Genomic DNA, 17,088 nt, shown 5'->3' with positions numbered 1-17,088 from the left:
GGTGATTTCGCGCCCGTGGCAAGCGGGCGCTGGTTCCCGGTCTTTCGCCGCGAGCGTGCCGCTCCTGCAGGGCAGGGCTCCCGGCAGGGGCGATGCCTAGTTCGCCCAGTCGCGCTCGGCGCGAAACTGCCGGGACAGGTACTCCATCTGATCGGCCAGGATGCGTTCCTTCGCAAGAAAGTGCCACTCGTAGGAGTTCGGCCGGAAGGGGATCGCCAGTAGCGGCATGTGAGCTTCTTCCGGTGTCTGGTTGTCCTTCTGCCAGTTACAGCGCCGGCACGCGGCGACGACGTTCTCCCAGCGGTCCGAGCCACCCCGGGAGACCGGCAGTACATGGTCGCGGGTCAGTTCGCCGCGGGAAAAGCGGTTGCCGCAGTAGAGGCAGCGGTGATCGTCCCGGCGAAACAGGGTGCGGTTGCAGAGCGGAGGTGTGAAGCCCTGGGTTACGCGCCCGTCCAGGGCAACAATCGGCTGCAGTTCGATGAAGGACCGCTCACCGCTCAGGCGCTGGATGCCGCCGAAAACCGGGGGCAGCAGGTCACCGATGCCATAGACAACAGCGCCCCGGGCGTAGGCGGTAATGGCCTCATGGAGGGTCATCCACCCACGGGGCTGGCCGGCGAGGTCGAGCTTCAGTATCGCTTGCATAGGCCGCGATCCAGAGACGTTCGATTAACGCTACTGCAATTGCCGCAGGGAGACAATCCCCGGCGCCCGGCCGGCGGTGGCCCTAGGGGTCCGCGGTCCAGCGAGCGCTGGTCAGGGGGCGGTCGCCCGCGAACACCGTGCCCGTGAAGATCGCCCCCGGCTCGACGGGGCCGACCCCCGCCGGAGTGCCGGTTATCACGATGTCTCCGTCCTCGAGGGTGAACACCCGGGAGAGCTCTTCAAGGATGAACGCCGGTTTGTACATCATGAGCCCGACGCTACCGGCCTGGCGCTCCTCGCTGTCGACCGTGAGGGTCAGAGAAAGGGCCGTGACCGGCCCCGCGAGCGGTGCAAAGGGGCTGAACAGCGCGGCGCCGTCGAAGGCCTTGGCCCGCTCCCAGGGCAGGCCCTTGCCCTTGAGCTCACCCTGTAGGTCGCGGCGGGTGAGATCAAGGCCGAAGGCCGCCGCCGTATAGCGACCGCCCTCCACGAGCAGGGCGAGCTCGCCCTCGTAGTGGAGCGTTTCCCCCTCCCGGGTCGCCTGGAGCCGGTCACCGATCGCCGAGTTGGGCTTGGCAAAAACCACCATCTGGTCCGGGATCTCGTTGCCCAGCTCCTCGATATGACGAACATAGTTGCGCCCGACACAGAGAATCTTGGACGGGATGACGGCACGGCCGTCGACGTCGATGCTTTTCATGACTCTCTCCTGTTCATCCCGGCCCGGGTCGCTCTCCGCCGCCCCAGACCAGGGCGATCAGCCTGCTGCCCGGATCCAGGGGCGGCGCCTCGTCCTGGGTGAACACGCGGAGCTTCTTCTCCTCGCCAAGGGAGAAGAGCGGGATCAGCCGGTTGCCGGTGGTCTGTTTCCAGTTGTCCAGGTCGAAGGACTCGGTCAGGTTGACGACCTTCAGCTCCGCGCCCTGGGCAAGCAGGCTGGCGAACTTTTCGTAGGAGAGGTCCTCGTTGAACATGCGCGGCACCTGGTAGTCCTCTGGGAGCCGCTCGCGATCGCTGGCATCCCGATCCTCGGCGGTGCGCAGGCTGAACACCCGGTTCGGCCCGAACTCGCCGCGGTACTTCATGCAGGCCAGCGTGTTCCAGCGCGAGCGGCGCGACATGGCGAACAGCCGGCCGATACCGACCAGCTCCAGATACTGGTCTGCGTGCGAGGAGATCGGGTCGCCAAGGTAGGTTTCGAGGCCGGCCATGCGCGCGGCCCGCACCTCCTCGTAGGAGGTGTCAGCCAGCTTGACCCGGAAGCCCTGGCGCCGCAACACGTCGCCCACGGCCCGGGCTACGGGGTTGGCGCCGACAATGAGCATGCCATTCGGCTCGGCCTCGGCCAGGCCCAGGGCCCGGGTGACGGGCCGGGCGGTGACGCTCTGCAGGACCACCGTGGCGATGATCACCAGGAAGGTGTAGGGGACGAGCTGCACTGCATCCGGGTAGCCGACCTCCGCCAGGCGCAGCGCGAACAGGCTCGAGACTGCCGCCGCGACGATGCCCCGGGGCGCCACCCAGGCCAGGAGCGCGCGCTGCTGCCAGCTGTAGCCGGCGCCCAGGGTGCAGGCCCAGACCACCACCGGTCGGGTCAGCAGTACCACGAGCAGCACGGCGACCCCGCTCCAGCCGGTGGCGAGAATGTCCATGGGGTCCACCCGGGCGCCAAGAACGATGAACAGCACCGAGATGATCAGGATCGACAGGCTCTCCTTGAAGCTCAAAATCTCGCCCACGGCCACTTCTTTCATGTTGCCCAGGAGCACCCCCATGACCGTCACCGCGAGCAGGCCGGACTCGTGGGCGGCAAAGTCGCTGACGGCGAAGACCAGCACCACCCAGGCCAGGGTGACCACGTTGGCGAGGTACTCGGGGACCCAGTGCCGGCGCAGCACGAAGCCAAGGCTGAAAGCCCCGGCGAGGCCTACCGCGAGCCCCACGGCGATGCTTTTGACGAAGATCACCCAGGATTCGCTGCCGGCTACGAGGTACTGGAATACCAGCACCGCGAGCAGGGCGCCGACCGGGTCGATAAGGATGCCCTCCCAGCGCAGCACCTGGCTCACATCGGCCCGGGCGCGCATGGTCCGCAGGAGCGGGTTGATCACCGTCGGCCCGGTCACCACCATCAGTGCGGCAAAAAGCAGAGCCAGGTGCGGCGCAAAACCGGCAAAGAGCAGGCAGCCGCCTGCGATGAGCAGCCAGTTCAGCAGCGCGCCCCAGCTCACCAGATGGGTCACCGTGCGGCCATGGCCCCGGAGGTCGCGGAAGCGCAGGGTCAGACCGCCCTCGAAGAGCACGAGGGCGACGCCCAGGGAGACGAAGGGAAAGAGCAGGTCGCCGAACTGCTCGTCCGGCCGCAGCAGCCCGGTCACCGGGCCGGCAACGATACCCAGTATGAGCAGGGCCAGGATCGACGGCTGCTTCAGGCGCCAGGACAGCCACTGCGCGCCGACGCCGAGGACGAGTACGGCGGCGAGGATGTACAGCAGGTGGTTGTCCATAGGCGTCCCCCGGGCAGTAGACCGCCCGTGGGGCGGCGTCAGTCGTCGTCGCTACAGTACAGCTTGTAGAGGAGGCTGACGACCTCGGCCACCTTGCCGTCGCTGATCCGGTAGTACACGGATTGCGCCTCCCGGCGCGCCGTGACGATGCCGTAGTGGCGCATGCGGGCCAGGTGCTGCGACAGGGGCGATTGCTTGATGCCGAGACGTTGGGCGAGATCGCCGACGGATGCCTCGCCGGTCTTCAGCTCGCAGAGCACCAGGAGCCTGTCCCGGTGCCCGAGCAGCTTCAGCAATTCCGTGACCTCCAGGGCGGAGGCGCGCATCTTATCCAGGTCCATCAATTTGTCTCACGCGGCGCTCGCGGGCACGTTAGCCTCGCCGGCGGCAGTTCGCAAGGGCTCGCTTACTCCCGGGGCAGCAGCGGCTCGTGCACAAGGATGGCCTCGCGCAGCGCTTTCGGGATGGGCGTGGAGCGCCGCGTCTCCCGGTCCACGAAGACCTGGCGCAGCTGACCGCGGGCAAGGGCGGTACCGCAGGCGTCGTTGAACAGCGTGAAGTCCAGCCGGGCACTGGCGTTGCCGAGCTCGCCGTAGCCGACCTCCACGCGCACCCGGTCCTCGATCCTGCACTCGTTGAGGTAGTCGATGTTGATGTTTACTGTGAACACCATGCAGGGCGTCGCCGCCGGGTCGCTCCAGTCGAAGCCCAGGGACGACATATAAGCCCCCGCCGCCTCGTCGGCATAAACCAGGTAGTTGGCGAAGTAAAGGTGCCCCTGAGCGTCCGTGTCGCGGTAGCGGACCTTGAAGAATTCCCGGTGTGCCGGCGCCCTGTCGCCCATGGTGTCCTCCGTTTGCTGAGGCTGGCAGTCTTTCCTGTCGCCGGGCGGCTGTCCAGCCCCATCGCGGCGAGACACTGCCCCCAGGGGGCGGACGGCGCTGCCCCGCGGCAGGCGCGTCCCGCGCCGACGGGCCCGTCAAGGTCCTCAGCGGGCCGGCGCTGCATCCCCGGCGGACTCCCCGGCGCGGCGCGCCTCGAGGCGCCGGCGCAGGTCGCTGTGGACCGCCTCATTGATGGGGAAGCGCGCCATCATGGCGACAGCTACCAGCTTGAGCGCGATGCTCGGCCCGGCGTAGAGTACGGCGAGGAGGCGCACGGCCTGATCCGTGTTTCCGCCCTGGGCCGAGAAGCCGACCAGATCCAGAAGCGGGAAGATCGTGCCTACGGCCAGGGCGAAGGCGAGCTTCGAGGCGGTGCCCCAGAGGGCGAAGAACAGCCCCGGGCGCCGCTGACCGTTTTCCCATTCATCCCACTCGATGAGATCACCGTTGATGGCGCTGGGCAGAGACAGGTCGGCGCCGACCATGAGTCCCGTGCCCGCCACGATGGCCACGTACCAGGCCGTGTCCCCGGGGCCGAGGAAGGGTGCGCCTGCAAAAAACAGACAGGACCCGACAACCGCCACGCACCAGGCCTGGTGCTTGCCGATGCGCCGGGCAAGGGCGACCCAGGCCGGGATGGACAGCGCACTGGCCGCGAAGTACAGGAACAGCACCGGACCGGCGAGCCCCGGCCGCTCGAGGACCTGGGTAACGTAGAGCAGGAACAGCGTCGCCGGGATAGCGTTGGCCGTACCGTTAACCAGGAAGGCCAGCAGCAGACGCCGGAAGGGCGAACGCTGCCGCAGCAGTGCCCAGGCGCCGCGCAGATTGTTGCCGCCGCCGGTCACCACCGCCCGATCCGGCACCCGCCAGAGGGCCCAGGGCACGGCGAGGGCGAGGCCGATGATGAGCAGCAGGGCGATGGCTCGCAGCGAGGCACCCAGCGTATCGTTATCCGTGTTGTCGATGAGCAGCAGGCCGGCGAGGGTGCCGAGGAGGCCGAAGAGTGTGCGGGCCCCGGTGATGCGGGCCCGCTGATGGTAGTCGGCGCTGAGTTCGGCGCCCCAGGCGTTCATGGGGACCACGGCGAAGGTGCCGGCAATGTAGATGGCGATGGCGCCCCAGAACAGGTAGCCGTTGCCGACCCCCGGGGCCGGGTTGAACAGATACCAGGCGGCGATGGCCAACAGCGGCGCGCTCGCGCCGATCCATAGCCGGCGCCGGCCGAAGCGGGCCGGGGTGCGGTCTGAGAGGAAGCCGACAAGCGGGTCCGTGACCAGGTCCCAGAGCCGGGCGACCAGCAGGATGCCGCCGACGGCGCTGAGGCTGAGGCCCAGTACCTGGGCATAGTAGGTCGGTACGATCACCTGCAGGGCGATAAAGCCCGCCGCAAGGGGAAAGGCCAGGGAACCGTAGGCCGCTAGGAGCCCGAGGCGAGGCGGGCTGGCAGGGTCTTGTGCAGTCATGGCTCTCTTTACGCACGCGAGGTCAAAAAGGACGTTCAGCTTGTCGCTCGCGCAGGCAGTGGCCGCGGCGCGAGGGTAAACTGGGCGAGGGCGACAGAGGGACGATAACCGTGACCGACAGCAGGGTACAGCCAGTAGCGAAGGCCTCCGGCCTCACGGACGCTTTCGTGGCGGAAACTTTCCCGGTGCCGGAAAGCCTCGAGGGGCCGGGCTGGCGCCTGCGCAGGCTTACCGTCGAAGATGTGGACCTCGACTATGAGGCGGTCAGCAGCAGCGAGGCGCACCTCCTTGCGCGTTTCGGCCCGGGCTGGCCCACGGGTTTGACCCGGCGCCAGAACCTGGTCGATCTGGGCTGGCACGAGAAGGAGTTCCAGCGCCGCGGCTCCTTCGCCTACACGCTGGTGGCGCCGAACGAGAGCCGCGTGCTGGGCTGCGTCTACCTGGAACCGACCGCACTCCCCGGCCACGACGCGGTGGTGCGCTACTGGGTGCGCACGAGTGAACTCGACACGGGCCTCGAGGACGAGCTCGGCCGCGCTCTGCGTGATTGGCTCGCGAGCCAATGGCCCTTCCGCAACCCCTGTTTCCAGCATTGAGGTCCTGCCATGGCATGCAGCCCTCGCCTCCTGCTCACCGTCGGCGCGCCCGGTCGCTGGTCGCCGTCTGCGGGGTCATGCCCTTGCTATGAGCCGCCCCTCAGGGGGCTCGGTAGACCACCTGGCCGTCGACGAGGGTCATCACCACCTCTGCCTTGTGAAGGGCGTAGGGGTCGAGGTCGAAGAGGTTCCTGTCCAGCACCACCAGGTCCGCCTGCTTGCCGGGCTCAATGGAGCCGATCTCGTCCTCCAGCCGCAGTTGCCAGGCTGCATCGAGGGTGTAAGCGCGAATGGCCTGTGCCAGGGTGATGCGTTCGTCTTCCGGGGGCTGCACCGGGTAGTCCGCGTCGCCGGCGGGCTGGCGGGTGATGGCCATCTCGATGTTGTAGAGCGGGTCGAGGCCGTTCAGGCCGATCCAGCTCGCCGGGTAATCGCTGCCCAGGGTCACCTTTGCGCCGCCGGCGGCAATGGAGCGCAGCGGGTAGAGATGGTTGAGCCGCTCCTCGCCGAGATAGGCCAGGGCAATATCGTCATAGGCGTACCAGGTCGGGGTGGACTGCACGATGACCCCGAGCTCGCCGAAGCGGGGCACATCGGCCGGGTTCACCACCTGCGCGTGACAAATGGTGAAGCGGCTGGTTGTCTGCGGGTGCGCTTTCCGGGCCATGGCCACCATGTCCAGGGCCATGCGCACGGCGCCATCACCGATGGCGTGCATGTGCAGGTCGATGCCGCGCCCGGCCGCCTCTGTGGCCACGGTGCTGGTTGCCCCGAGAGGAATGAGTGGTTCGGCGCGGTGTCCCGGCGGCTCCCGGTAGGGCTCCAGCGTATAGGCCGTCTGGGCCTCCACGGTGCCGTCCAGGGACAGCTTGAGCACGCGGACGTCGAAGAACTCACCGTGGAAGCGCGCCTGCAGCGCCGCCAGATCCGCCAGGGCCGTGGGTAGCTGTCGCGGGCTGTTGACGTAGTGGGAGCCAACGATGCGCAGGGGTATGCGGTCGTCGGCGGCGAGGCTGCCGACGAAGTCGAAGAGGCGGCCGTCGCCCTCGATCATGCCCGCGTCGAAGGCGGCGGTGATGCCCATGGCCGACAGCGTCGGCAGGAACTGCTCCGCCGCCCGGGCCAGGGCCTCGTCGGACGCGACCCCCAGGGCGTCGCTGACCCAGCCGAAGGCCTCGCCCTCAATGAGCCAGCCGGTCGGGCGCCCGTCCGGGTGGCGCTTGTAGTAGTGCGCGCCGGGGATCGGGTCCTTGCTGTCGGCATTGAGCCCTACTTTCTCCATGGCGGCCGTGTTGACCCAGGCCGAGTGGCCGCCCTCGTCGATGATGATGGCGGGCCGATCTGCGACCGCGCGGTCCAGATCCTCGGCGGTGGGTCCCCGCGGGCCGAAGGCGGCACCCAGGAAACCGAAGCCCAGTACCGGGTCGAGGTCCGGATTGGCTTCGGCGTAGCCGCGGATGGCGCTGATCAGCTCCGCCGGCGCCATGTCCGGTGACAGGCTGACGGCTTCCAGGTAGGGCAGGGTGCTGCCGATGTGGCTATGGCTGTCGATGAAACCGGGAAGCACCAGCCGGCCGTCGAGGTCCACGGTCCGCGTTGCCGGGCCTGTGAACGCGACGACGCCGCTATCGTCCCCCACATAAAGAATGCGGTCGCCGCGGATAGCAACGGCCTCGGCCCAGGGGGCCTCGGCATTGAGCGTATAGACCTTGCCGCCGCGGAGCACACGATCGGCGATCTCGAGGGCGGCGGCCTGACCGCTGGCCAGGATGAGGGCCAGGGTGACGGTAAAGCTGCCGGGAATGCTGCGCATGCTGTGGCTCTCCTGTCTCGTGGTTCCTGCCGGGCAATCCTGAAGTATAGCGTCCGCCTGCCTCGGGGCCGATGGCGCCTGCCTTCCCGGGGGTGGCTGCGAGGCGGCGCTGCGGCTTGCCGGCTCCGCGGGTTTTGCGTAGCCTCAGAAAAAATACCGACGGTCGTTCGCTCGCAGCATGTAGCCACGGGTCAGGACGAGGGCCGGAGCGTCGCAGGGCGCGGCGAACAGGCCCGGGAAAGATCGGTAACAAAGCACCCGCAAGATAACGCAGAGTTCATCGCGACAGGTAACGGTTCCCGCCGTTATGCTACGCACAGGGCTTACACACAAGAGAGGGTAGCCATGAGCAAGGGTCACCGTTTTGTTCCGTTCAGCGCGCGCCGGGGCCTCAGCCTGGCTGTCTCCGCAGCACTGTTCTCCGGCGCCAGCAGCGCTCAGCAGCTGGAAGAAGTGATCGTTACCGCGACCAAGCGGGCCGAGTCCGTCATGGATGTGCCGCTCGCGGTGCAGGCCCTTTCCGGCGATTTCCTGCGCACCGTGAATACGGACGACATCAAGGATCTCGTCGCCTTCACGCCTGGCGTCACCGGCAACTCCAAGGACAGCTTCCTGGATACAATTGCCGTCCGCGGCATCTCCACCAACGACTTCGGTAACGGCGGCGATCCGTCCCTGGGGGTTTACAAGAACGGCTTCTATCAGGGCCGCAACGGCGCCGCGGTTACCAGTGTCTTCGACCTCGAGCGCTCCGAGATCCTTCGCGGGCCCCAGGGTTTTCTCTTCGGCCGCAACTCCATTGCCGGCGCCCTCAACATCCTTACGCGCAAGCCTGTGCGCGGCGACAGCGACAGCTACGTGGATCTGCGCGCCGGTGAGCGGGGTATCTTCCGGGCCGAGGGTGGCACCAACTTCGACCTCGGCGACGCCGTTACCGTGCGTGTTGCGGGCCTGCACTCGCGCGAAGACGGTTACGTGGACAACGTGGTCACCGGCAACGAGCATATCGAGCACGAGAAGACAGCTTTCCGGCTGACCGGCGTCTACGATGCCGGCGGCGCGCTGAATGCGACGATGTACCTTGAGTACGAGGACCGGGAGCAGTCCGGCACGATCTACCGGGCCACGGGCAACGGCCCGGCCTATGCTTTCCTCGAGAGCATCTACGGTGAGATCCCGGTCCCGGGTGATTCCCGGGATGTGCGCATCGACGAGCCCCGGAACGGGCTCATCGACAACGGCGAAATCTTCCAGGTCGGCTTCGAGGTGAACTATGACCTCGGCTGGGCGACGCTCACCTCGCTCACCGGCTACAAGGAGCACGACTACCACTACACCGAGGATTTCGACGCCACGGCGCTTACCATTTTCAACTACGAACAGATCCAGGACGGTGAATACTTCGAGCAGGAATTGCGCCTGACCTCCGACACCGACGGGCCTCTCAGCTGGTATGCGGGTGCGTCCTACTACCGGGAGGAGATTGACACGGAGTTCCTCGGCCAGCAGGACGAGGATGTCTACTGCAACGTCTACTGGGGCCAGGCCTGCGCAGATCTCTTCGAGTTCTACAACACGTACTACGGCGGCGCCTATGCCTACATCCTCAATGACTACTGGGGCACCTACAACTGGAGCCCGAGTGGTAACAACGGTCTGATCGACGACTGGAACCGCACCCGCGGCAAGTACCAGGGCTGGGCCGCCTACGTCGATCTCCAGTACCGCTTCAGTGAGCAGTTCGATGCCAGCATCGGCGTGCGCTACAACGACGACGAGAAGGAAATGTCCCAGGAAGTTCTCACGGACCGCAACCAGAGTATTCTCGGCCAGGTGGTGCAGACCGGCTTTACCACCCCCGAGGGGCCCGTGTCGGATACGCAGAGCTGGAGTGAGGCCACCTGGCGCGCCGTGCTCAACTGGCGTCCCACGGACGGACAGCTGCTCTACGCGAGCGTGACCACGGGCTACAAACAGGGCGGCTTCAACAGCTTTTCGGTCACCCCCGGCGGGCCCTTCAGCGGCGTCGAGGCGGTGCCCGGGCAATTCCGGCCTTCATCCTTCGATTCCGAGACCGTGATTTCCTACGAGGTGGGCTACAAGGGTACACACCTTGACGGCGCCAGCCAGCTTCAGCTCAACGCCTTTGTCTATGAGTATGAGGACCTGCAGGCGACCTGCAGCGATCCGGGGTCGCCGGTTGTTATCGTCTGCAACACCGGGACCGTGGACGGTCAGGGCGTGGAAGGCGTGTGGAACTATGCCTTTACTGATAACTGGAGCTTCGGCGTCGGTTTCTCCTGGTTCGACAGCGAGGGCAAGGGCGTGCAGGACTTCTGCGCAGACGGCGAGGAATTCCTCGGCGATCGCAGCGCCTGCGAGGGCTCGCCGCTGCCGGGGATTCCCGAGTGGACGGCCTACGCGACACTCGATGGCACCATTCCTCTTGCCACCGGCGAGCTCTTCGGCAACCTGACGGGCTTCTGGGAAGACGATGCTCCGGCGGACTGGGTCCCCTTCACGCCGGAAACCATCGCCGCCGGCGCCCGGGAGGGCGGCGGCTACACGGAGGTACAGGCCCTGGCCGGTTACCGCTCGCCCGTGGGCTGGTCTCTGGCGCTCTACGTCGAGAACCTCTTCGACGACGAGTACTTCGATTCCGAGGGCGGTGTGTCGTCTGCGAGTTCGCCCTACGTGCAGTCGGACATCAGTCCCAGTCGTCCGCGTACCGCCGGAGTGCGTTTCAGCTGGAACCTGTAGCGTGCCGCGCCGCCTGACCATCAGCCGCCGGGATTTTCTCGGCGGCGTGGCCCTCGGTACGGCCGCTGGGGCCCTGGCGCCGGCGGAACTCCTTGCCAGCACCGCCGCCCGGGCCTACCCCCCGGCGCTCACCGGCCTGCGGGGGAGTCACCCCGGCGCCTTTGACGTCGCCCATGCGCTGGCCTGGCAGGGGAAGTCCTTTCCCCGACCGGCCACGCCGGATGAGGCGCCCTATGACCTGGTGGTGGTCGGCGGCGGCATTTCCGGCCTCGCCGCCGCCTTTTACTGGCGCCAGGCGAAGGGTCCGGACGCGCGCATTCTCATCCTCGACAACCACGACGACTTCGGCGGCCACGCCCGGCGCAACGAGTTCACCGTCGACGGACAGCTCCTCGTCGGCTACGGTGGCAGCCAGTCCATCGATACGCCGGGGAAATACTCGCCCCAGGCGGCGCAGCTGCTGCGCGATGTGGGCATTGTCACGGATCGCTTCTACGACTATTTCGACCAGACCTTCAGCGAACGCAGGGGACTGGAGTCGGGTATCTGGTTCAGCCGCGAGGCCTATGGCCGCGATGTGACGGCACCGGGGCTGGATCTCTGGCGTTCGCCCGAGAAGGGCCTCGACCGTGCGCAAGTGGATGACTACCCCCTCGGCGACGAGGCGCGCGCGGCGCTGCTCGAGCTCCTCGGGAGCAAGCGCAATTACCTGGACCACCTGCCCGCCGCGGAGCGGGTGCCCTGGCTCAAGCGGAACAGCTACCGGGATTTTCTCCTCGGGACCGCGGGCGTGCCCGAGGCTGTCTACCTGCTGTTCCGGGATCAGATGCGTGGCTGGTGGGGTGTGGGCTGGGACGCCGTGTCCGCGGCCCAGGCGGCGGATCTCGGCATGCCCGGGACGCGACACCTGGCGCTGCCGGAGCGCCCCTCGGACGCGCCCGAGCGCGACGAGCCCTACATCTTTCACTTTCCCGACGGTAACGCCGGCGTGGCTCGCTCCCTCGTGCGGGCGCTGATCCCCGGCGCGATCCCCGGCACCACCATGGAAGACCTGGTACTGGCCCGCGCCGACTATGGTGCCCTGGACCGCGCCGGACAGGCGTGCCGCCTGCGCCTCTCCAGCACGGCAGTGGATGTGCGCCATCGGCCTGATGAAGCCGCGGTGGATGTCTCTTACATGCACAACGGTCAGGTGCGCAAGGCCCGGGGCAGCCACGTGGTGCTCGCCTGTTACAACGCGATGGTGCCCTATCTCTGCCCCGAACTGCCCCCGGCCCAGCGGGAGGCGATCGCGTATGCCGAGAAGGTGCCGCTGGTCTATCTGAGCATGGCCGTGCGCAACTGGCAGCCCTTCGCCGAGCTCGGCATGCGCAGCATCAGCGTGCCGCAGCCGGACCTCATGCACGCCTTCGGTCTCGATTTTCCCGTGAGCATGGGTGGCGTGGAGTTCGCCCATGATCCGGGGCAGCCCACGGTGCTTCACGGCAGCTACATCCCCGCCGCCCCGGACCAGGGCTTCAGCGCCGTTGAGCAGCACCGGATCGGCCGGCGGGCGATTTACGAGTTGTCCTTCGACGCTTTCGAGCAGCGCATTATCCGCCAGCTCGATGGCGCCCTGGGGCGCGCCGGCTTCGACGCAGAGCGCGACCTCGCCGGGCTCACGGTGAACCGCTGGCCGCACGGCTACGCCTACGAGTACAACGAGCTCTTTGATCCACCGGAATACGGTCGCGACCAGGGCCCGCACCGGCTGGGCGCGCGGCAGCTGGGGCGGATCTCCATTGCCAACTCCGACGCGTCGGCCTGGGCTTTTGTGGATGGCGCCATCGATGCCGCCTGGCGCGCCACTCGCGAGCAGCTGGGCTAGGCGGTGGAGGTCACCGCCTGGGGGGCACTCTGCCTGCTGCCCACGGGCCTGGTCTTCGGTCTCGCGCTTTGGACGCATCGGCCCATCGAGTCCCTGCTCTCCGGCTCGCTTCTCGGCCTGATGATGCTCCATGGCCCGGGTTTCGTGACGGCCATGGCCGAGACCTCCATAACGGTGCTGACTGATCCCGATGTCGCCTGGGTTATCCTGGTCTGCGGCCTCATGGGCGGGCTCATTGGCCTGCTTCTGCGCACCGGCTCCACGGCGGCCTTCACCACCTACCTCGCGCGGCGGGCGGGCACGCAGCGCCGGGCGCTGTTCATCACCTGGCTCCTCGGTATCGCCATGTTCGTGGACGATTACCTGAACTCCCTCGCTGTGGGCGCCGCCATGCGCGACATCACGGACCGCTTCCGGGTCTCGCGGGAGAAGCTGGCCTACGTCGTCGATTCCACCGCGGCGCCGATCAGCGTGATTATTCCCTATTCCACCTGGGGGGCGTTTTTCGCCGGGCTGATCGTCGCCAATGACCTGGCCGCGGATGGCCAGGGCCTTGCCACCTATAGCGCCGCCATTCCCTACATGTTCTACGCCTGGGCTGCCGTGCTCGTCGTGCCTCTGGTGATCATGGGCTGGCTGCCGGCCCTGGGGCCCATGCACGAAGCCGAACGCCGGGCCGTCGACGAGGGACAGATGGTTCCCCCGGAGGCAGCACACATCGAGGCGGCAAACCGCTCCATTCAGCCCAAGGCCGGCCTGCGGCCCCGGGTCTGGCTCTTTGTGGCGCCGATGGTGGGCCTGGTTGCCGCGACCATGCTGGCGGGTAATGACTTCCTCGTGGGTATCTATGTCGCCCTCGGCGCTACCGTGCTGACGGTGCTTGTCCTGCGCCTGCTGGACCTTGATGAGACCTTCGACACGGTCATCGACGGCTTCAAAATCATGATTGAGCCCCTGGCTGTGCTGGTGGCGGCTTTTATCCTCAAGGAGGTAAATGACGATCTGGGCTTGCCCGCCTACGTGGTCGCCAGCCTTGAGCCGCTGCTGTCCGCGGAGTCACTGCCGGTATTGATCTTCCTCGGCATGGGTCTGGTGTCTTTCATGACCGGTTCGAACTGGGGCGTGTTCGTCATCGTCCTGCCGATCGTGGCGAGCCTGGGCCGCAGCCTCGGTGCCGATATGACGTTGCTGATTGGCGCCACGCTCTCCGCCAGCACCTTCGGCAGCCACGCGTGCTTCTACTCGGACGCCACGGTGCTGACGGCCCAGGCGACGGGCTGCACGCCGCTCCAGCATGCGCTGACTCAATTGCCCTATGCGCTGGTAGCAGCCGCGATAGCTGCCGCGGGTTACCTGGCGATCGGCTATCTCTGACCCACCGTCACTGACCCTCATCTGGAGGTAAACATGATCAACGCAAGAACGCTTTTAGCCGCCGCCCTCGCGGCCGCCCTGCCCCTCGCTGCGGAGGAGGCCGTACACCCGGTGGAAATGAGCCGGGATGGCCTGGCCGGTGCGCTGTTCGACAGCCCGGATACGCTGGTGAAGGAGAACGGGACGGTGCTCGATGTTACCTCCCTCCAGTCCAGCGATGGCCGGTTTGCTTCCGGTATGTACCGGGCGGGACCCTCGCGCTGGGAAATCGACGAGCCCTACGGCGTCGACGAGTTCATGTATTTCCTCGAGGGCGGCGTGACGCTGACCTCCAGCGACGGCACGGTGACAGAGATCGAGGCCGGCGAGGCCGTGACCATCCCGAAGGAGTGGACGGGCATCTGGGAGACCGACGGTTATCGCAAAATCTGGGTGATCTACTCCGCCGACGGCTCCGGACTTTGAGCTCTGCGCCTCTGCGCGCGCCCTTCCGGGAGCGGCGTCCCCGCTTTAACAGGTCGCAACGCGGCCGGTGGCGCGCTAAGGTGTGCCTCTGGATAACGCAAGAACACCCCGGGAGAGGTTGATGATCAAGTTTACCGTCAACGGCGAGGCGCACAGCGTCGAGGGCGACGGAACCCTGCCGCTGCTCTGGTACCTGCGCGACATCGCCGGCATGACCGGCACCAAATACGGCTGCGGCGCCGGTCTCTGCGGCGCCTGCACGGTGCATCTCGACGGCGAGGCTGTGCGCAGCTGTGTGACCTCTGTCGCCGCCGCCGAAGGCAAGGCCGTGACCACCATCGAGGGCCTTGCCGAGAACGCCGACCACCCGGTGCAGCAGGCCTGGGCGAAGCACCAGGTGCCGCAGTGCGGCTACTGCCAGCCCGGGCAGATCATGCAGGCGGCGGCGCTGCTGGCGAAGACCCCCTCCCCGGATACGGACGCCATTGACGGAGCCATGGCCGGCAATCTCTGCCGCTGCGGCACCTACCCGCGCATCAAGGCCGCCATCCTCGACCTGGCGGAGCCTGCGTCATGACCGATTACTTTGATCTCTCCCGCCGGCGCTTCCTGCGCACGACCGCCGTGGCCGGCGCGGCTGTCTTCGCGGTGCCGCTCCTCGGCCGCCGGTCCGTACCGGGGGCCATCGCTTCCGAGGCGCCTGTCGCCGATAGCGAGGCGCGTCTCTTCGTCGCCCTTCAGCCGGGCGGCACCGTGGAAATCACCTGCCATCGTTCGGAGATGGGCCAGCACGCGCGCACGGCAGTGGCACAGATCGTGGCCGACGAGCTCGAGGCCGACTGGGACCGCATCACCGTGGCCCAGGCCCTCGGTGACAAGCGCTATGGCGACCAGAACACGGACGGCTCCCGGAGCATCCGCTTCAATCTCGAGCGGCTGCGCCTCGTGGGCGCTACCGTGCGCCGCATGCTCCGGGATGCTGCCGCCGAGCGCTGGGATGTCGATCCGGCGACCTGCCGCGCGGAGCTGCACCGCGTCTACCACGACACCAGCGGCCGCTCCCTTGATTATGGTGAACTGGTTGACGCCGTGGCCGGCCGCGAGCCGCCGGCGGAGGTCCCTCTCAAGGACCGCAGCGACTGGCGCTATATCGGCAAGGGCAAGGCCATCGTCGACATGCAGGATATCCTCAGCGGCCGTGCGACCTTCGCCGCTGATGTGCGACTGCCAGGCACCGTGGTGGCGATGATCGCCCGGCCGCCGGTGGTCCTCGCTGACGTCGCCTCCCTTGATGACAGCGCTGCCCGGGCGGTGCCCGGTGTGGTGGACGTGATCCGCATGCCATCGCTCACCGCCAACCCGGTGATGTTCAAGCCCCTGGGCGGGGTAGCTGTACTCGCAGAGCATACCTGGGCGGCGCAGCTGGGCCGCGAGAAGCTGAAGATTGCCTGGTCGGACTCGCCGAACGTCGGCTACGACTCGGCCAGCTTCCGCGGTCGCCTCGAGGCGGCCTGCCGGGAGCCCGGAGATGTGCATCGCTCCAAGGGCGATGTCGAGGCGGCGCTGGCCGAAGCCGGGGACGGGCGGCGCCATGCCGCCGAGTATTATGTGCCGCACCTCGCGCAGGCGCCCATGGAGCCGCCGGCGGCGACGGCCCGCTTCCAGGACGGGATTATGGAAGTCTGGGCCGCGACCCAGAATCCGCAGGCCGACCAGACCCTCATCGCCGGGCTCCTCGACCTGCCGCCGGAGAAGGTGAAAGTTCACGTGACGCTTCTCGGCGGTGCCTTCGGGCGCAAGTCCAAGCCGGACTTTTCTGCCGAGGCGGCCTGGCTGGCCTTCAAGAGCGGCCGCCCGGTGCGGGTGCAGTGGCAGCGGGAAGACGACATCCGCCACGGCTTCTTCCACACCGTCAGCGCGCAGCGCCTGGAAGCGGCCCTCGACGACGGAGGCCGGCTTACGGCCCTCAGACATCGCTCCACCTTCCCGACGATCAACGCAACCTTCGAGGCGGGGGCCGAGGTGCCGGGCTTCGAGACCGATCTCGGGCTGTCCGACGCGCCGCTCGCCATCCCCCACATCCAGGCCGAGACCGGCCGCGCGCCGGCGCAGCTGCGCACGGGCTGGATGCGCTCGGTGGCCAATATCTATCACGTGTTCGCGCTGCAATCTTTCCTGGCGGAGATGGCTCACAAGGCCGGGCGCGACCACCGGGACTTTCTCCTCGAGGCGATCGGGCCCGACCGCATCATCGATTTTGAGGCCGAGGGGTCGAAGTTCAACAATTACGGCGCCGCTTTTGCCGAGTACCCCTTCGACACCGCACGCCTCAAGCATGTGCTCCGGCGAGCCACGGCCATGGCGGGCTGGGGCCGGGAGCTCCCCGCCGGATCCGGCCTCGGCCTCGCGGTGCACCGCAGTTTCCTCACCTATGTGGCCAAGGTGGTGGAGGTCTCCGTCGCCGACGACGGCAGCCTGCGTATTCCCGGCACCTGGGTCGCCGTGGATGCCGGCACGGTGGTCAACCGGGACTCGGTGCGCAACCAGATGGAGGGAGCGTCGGTGTTCAGCCTGAGCTACGCGCTGCACTCCGCTATCACCGTGAAGGACGGTGCGGTGGAGCAGGGCAACTTCGACGACTACCCGGTGGCGCGCATGCCGGAGGCACCGGCGGCCATCAGCGTGGAGATCGTCGACTCCGACGCGCC

14 protein-coding genes are annotated in these 17,088 nt (G+C 67.4%); 7 read left to right on the top strand and 7 right to left on the bottom strand.

Going from position 1 to position 17,088, the window contains the following annotated elements; all coding sequences use genetic code 11:
- Window positions 1-96: 96 nt before the first annotated feature.
- The 6 genes from HRUBRA_RS11030 to HRUBRA_RS11005 form a co-directional block, all read right to left on the bottom strand.
- A complete protein-coding gene (locus tag HRUBRA_RS11030) occupies window positions 97-648 on the bottom strand; it encodes an HNH endonuclease (protein WP_035517150.1) in 552 nt (183 codons plus the stop codon).
- Window positions 649-730: 82 nt separating this feature from the next.
- On the bottom strand, window positions 731-1,348 hold the full coding sequence (locus HRUBRA_RS11025) for a fumarylacetoacetate hydrolase family protein (protein ID WP_035517148.1): 618 nt from the start codon (window positions 1,346-1,348) through the stop codon (window positions 731-733).
- 13 nt (window positions 1,349-1,361) lie between these two features.
- A complete protein-coding gene (locus tag HRUBRA_RS11020; RefSeq protein WP_035517146.1) occupies window positions 1,362-3,155 on the bottom strand; it encodes a cation:proton antiporter in 1,794 nt (597 codons plus the stop codon).
- 38 nt (window positions 3,156-3,193) lie between these two features.
- A complete protein-coding gene (locus tag HRUBRA_RS11015; RefSeq protein WP_035517144.1) occupies window positions 3,194-3,496 on the bottom strand; it encodes an ArsR/SmtB family transcription factor in 303 nt (100 codons plus the stop codon).
- A gap of 65 nt (window positions 3,497-3,561) precedes the next feature.
- Complete coding sequence (locus HRUBRA_RS11010; protein ID WP_035517141.1) at window positions 3,562-3,999, bottom strand: acyl-CoA thioesterase; 438 nt, start codon at window positions 3,997-3,999, stop codon at window positions 3,562-3,564.
- A 144-nt stretch (window positions 4,000-4,143) separates the two neighbouring features.
- Window positions 4,144-5,505, bottom strand: a complete 1,362-nt coding sequence (locus tag HRUBRA_RS11005) for an MFS transporter (RefSeq protein WP_035517138.1) — start codon at window positions 5,503-5,505, stop codon at window positions 4,144-4,146.
- Between the two features lie 110 nt (window positions 5,506-5,615).
- Between HRUBRA_RS11005 and HRUBRA_RS11000 the strand changes: the two genes are divergently transcribed.
- Window positions 5,616-6,101, top strand: coding sequence for a GNAT family N-acetyltransferase (locus tag HRUBRA_RS11000; RefSeq protein WP_052094732.1), 486 nt, complete (start codon window positions 5,616-5,618; stop codon window positions 6,099-6,101).
- Between the two features lie 100 nt (window positions 6,102-6,201).
- Here HRUBRA_RS11000 and HRUBRA_RS10995 read toward each other — a convergent pair whose 3' ends face one another.
- Entirely contained in the window at window positions 6,202-7,914 is a 1,713-nt protein-coding gene (locus HRUBRA_RS10995; protein WP_052094729.1) for an amidohydrolase, read from the bottom strand.
- Window positions 7,915-8,259: 345 nt separating this feature from the next.
- Between HRUBRA_RS10995 and HRUBRA_RS10990 the strand changes: the two genes are divergently transcribed.
- The 6 genes from HRUBRA_RS10990 to HRUBRA_RS10965 form a co-directional block, all read left to right on the top strand.
- Window positions 8,260-10,674: a TonB-dependent receptor gene (locus HRUBRA_RS10990; protein WP_052094727.1), complete on the top strand. Its 2,415-nt coding sequence runs from the start codon at window positions 8,260-8,262 to the stop codon at window positions 10,672-10,674.
- A gap of 1 nt (window position 10,675) precedes the next feature.
- Window positions 10,676-12,541, top strand: coding sequence for an NAD(P)/FAD-dependent oxidoreductase (locus tag HRUBRA_RS10985; protein ID WP_052094725.1), 1,866 nt, complete (start codon window positions 10,676-10,678; stop codon window positions 12,539-12,541).
- Window positions 12,542-12,544: 3 nt separating this feature from the next.
- Entirely contained in the window at window positions 12,545-13,915 is a 1,371-nt protein-coding gene (locus tag HRUBRA_RS10980; RefSeq protein WP_035517135.1) for a Na+/H+ antiporter NhaC family protein, read from the top strand.
- Between the two features lie 33 nt (window positions 13,916-13,948).
- A complete protein-coding gene (locus HRUBRA_RS10975) occupies window positions 13,949-14,380 on the top strand; it encodes a cupin domain-containing protein (protein ID WP_035517132.1) in 432 nt (143 codons plus the stop codon).
- A gap of 121 nt (window positions 14,381-14,501) precedes the next feature.
- Window positions 14,502-14,957, top strand: a complete 456-nt coding sequence (locus HRUBRA_RS10970) for a (2Fe-2S)-binding protein (protein ID WP_035517131.1) — start codon at window positions 14,502-14,504, stop codon at window positions 14,955-14,957.
- Window positions 14,954-17,088: xanthine dehydrogenase family protein molybdopterin-binding subunit (locus tag HRUBRA_RS10965; RefSeq protein ID WP_035517130.1), on the top strand; the 2,135-nt coding region annotated here is incomplete at its 3' end. The genes HRUBRA_RS10970 and HRUBRA_RS10965, both read left to right, overlap by 4 nt.

This window comes from Pseudohaliea rubra DSM 19751 (genome assembly GCF_000764025.1).
In the GTDB taxonomy this organism is placed as follows: domain Bacteria; phylum Pseudomonadota; class Gammaproteobacteria; order Pseudomonadales; family Halieaceae; genus Pseudohaliea; species Pseudohaliea rubra.
Note: the sequence above shows the minus strand (reverse complement) of the source record. Positions and strands in the feature narration are given on the sequence as shown.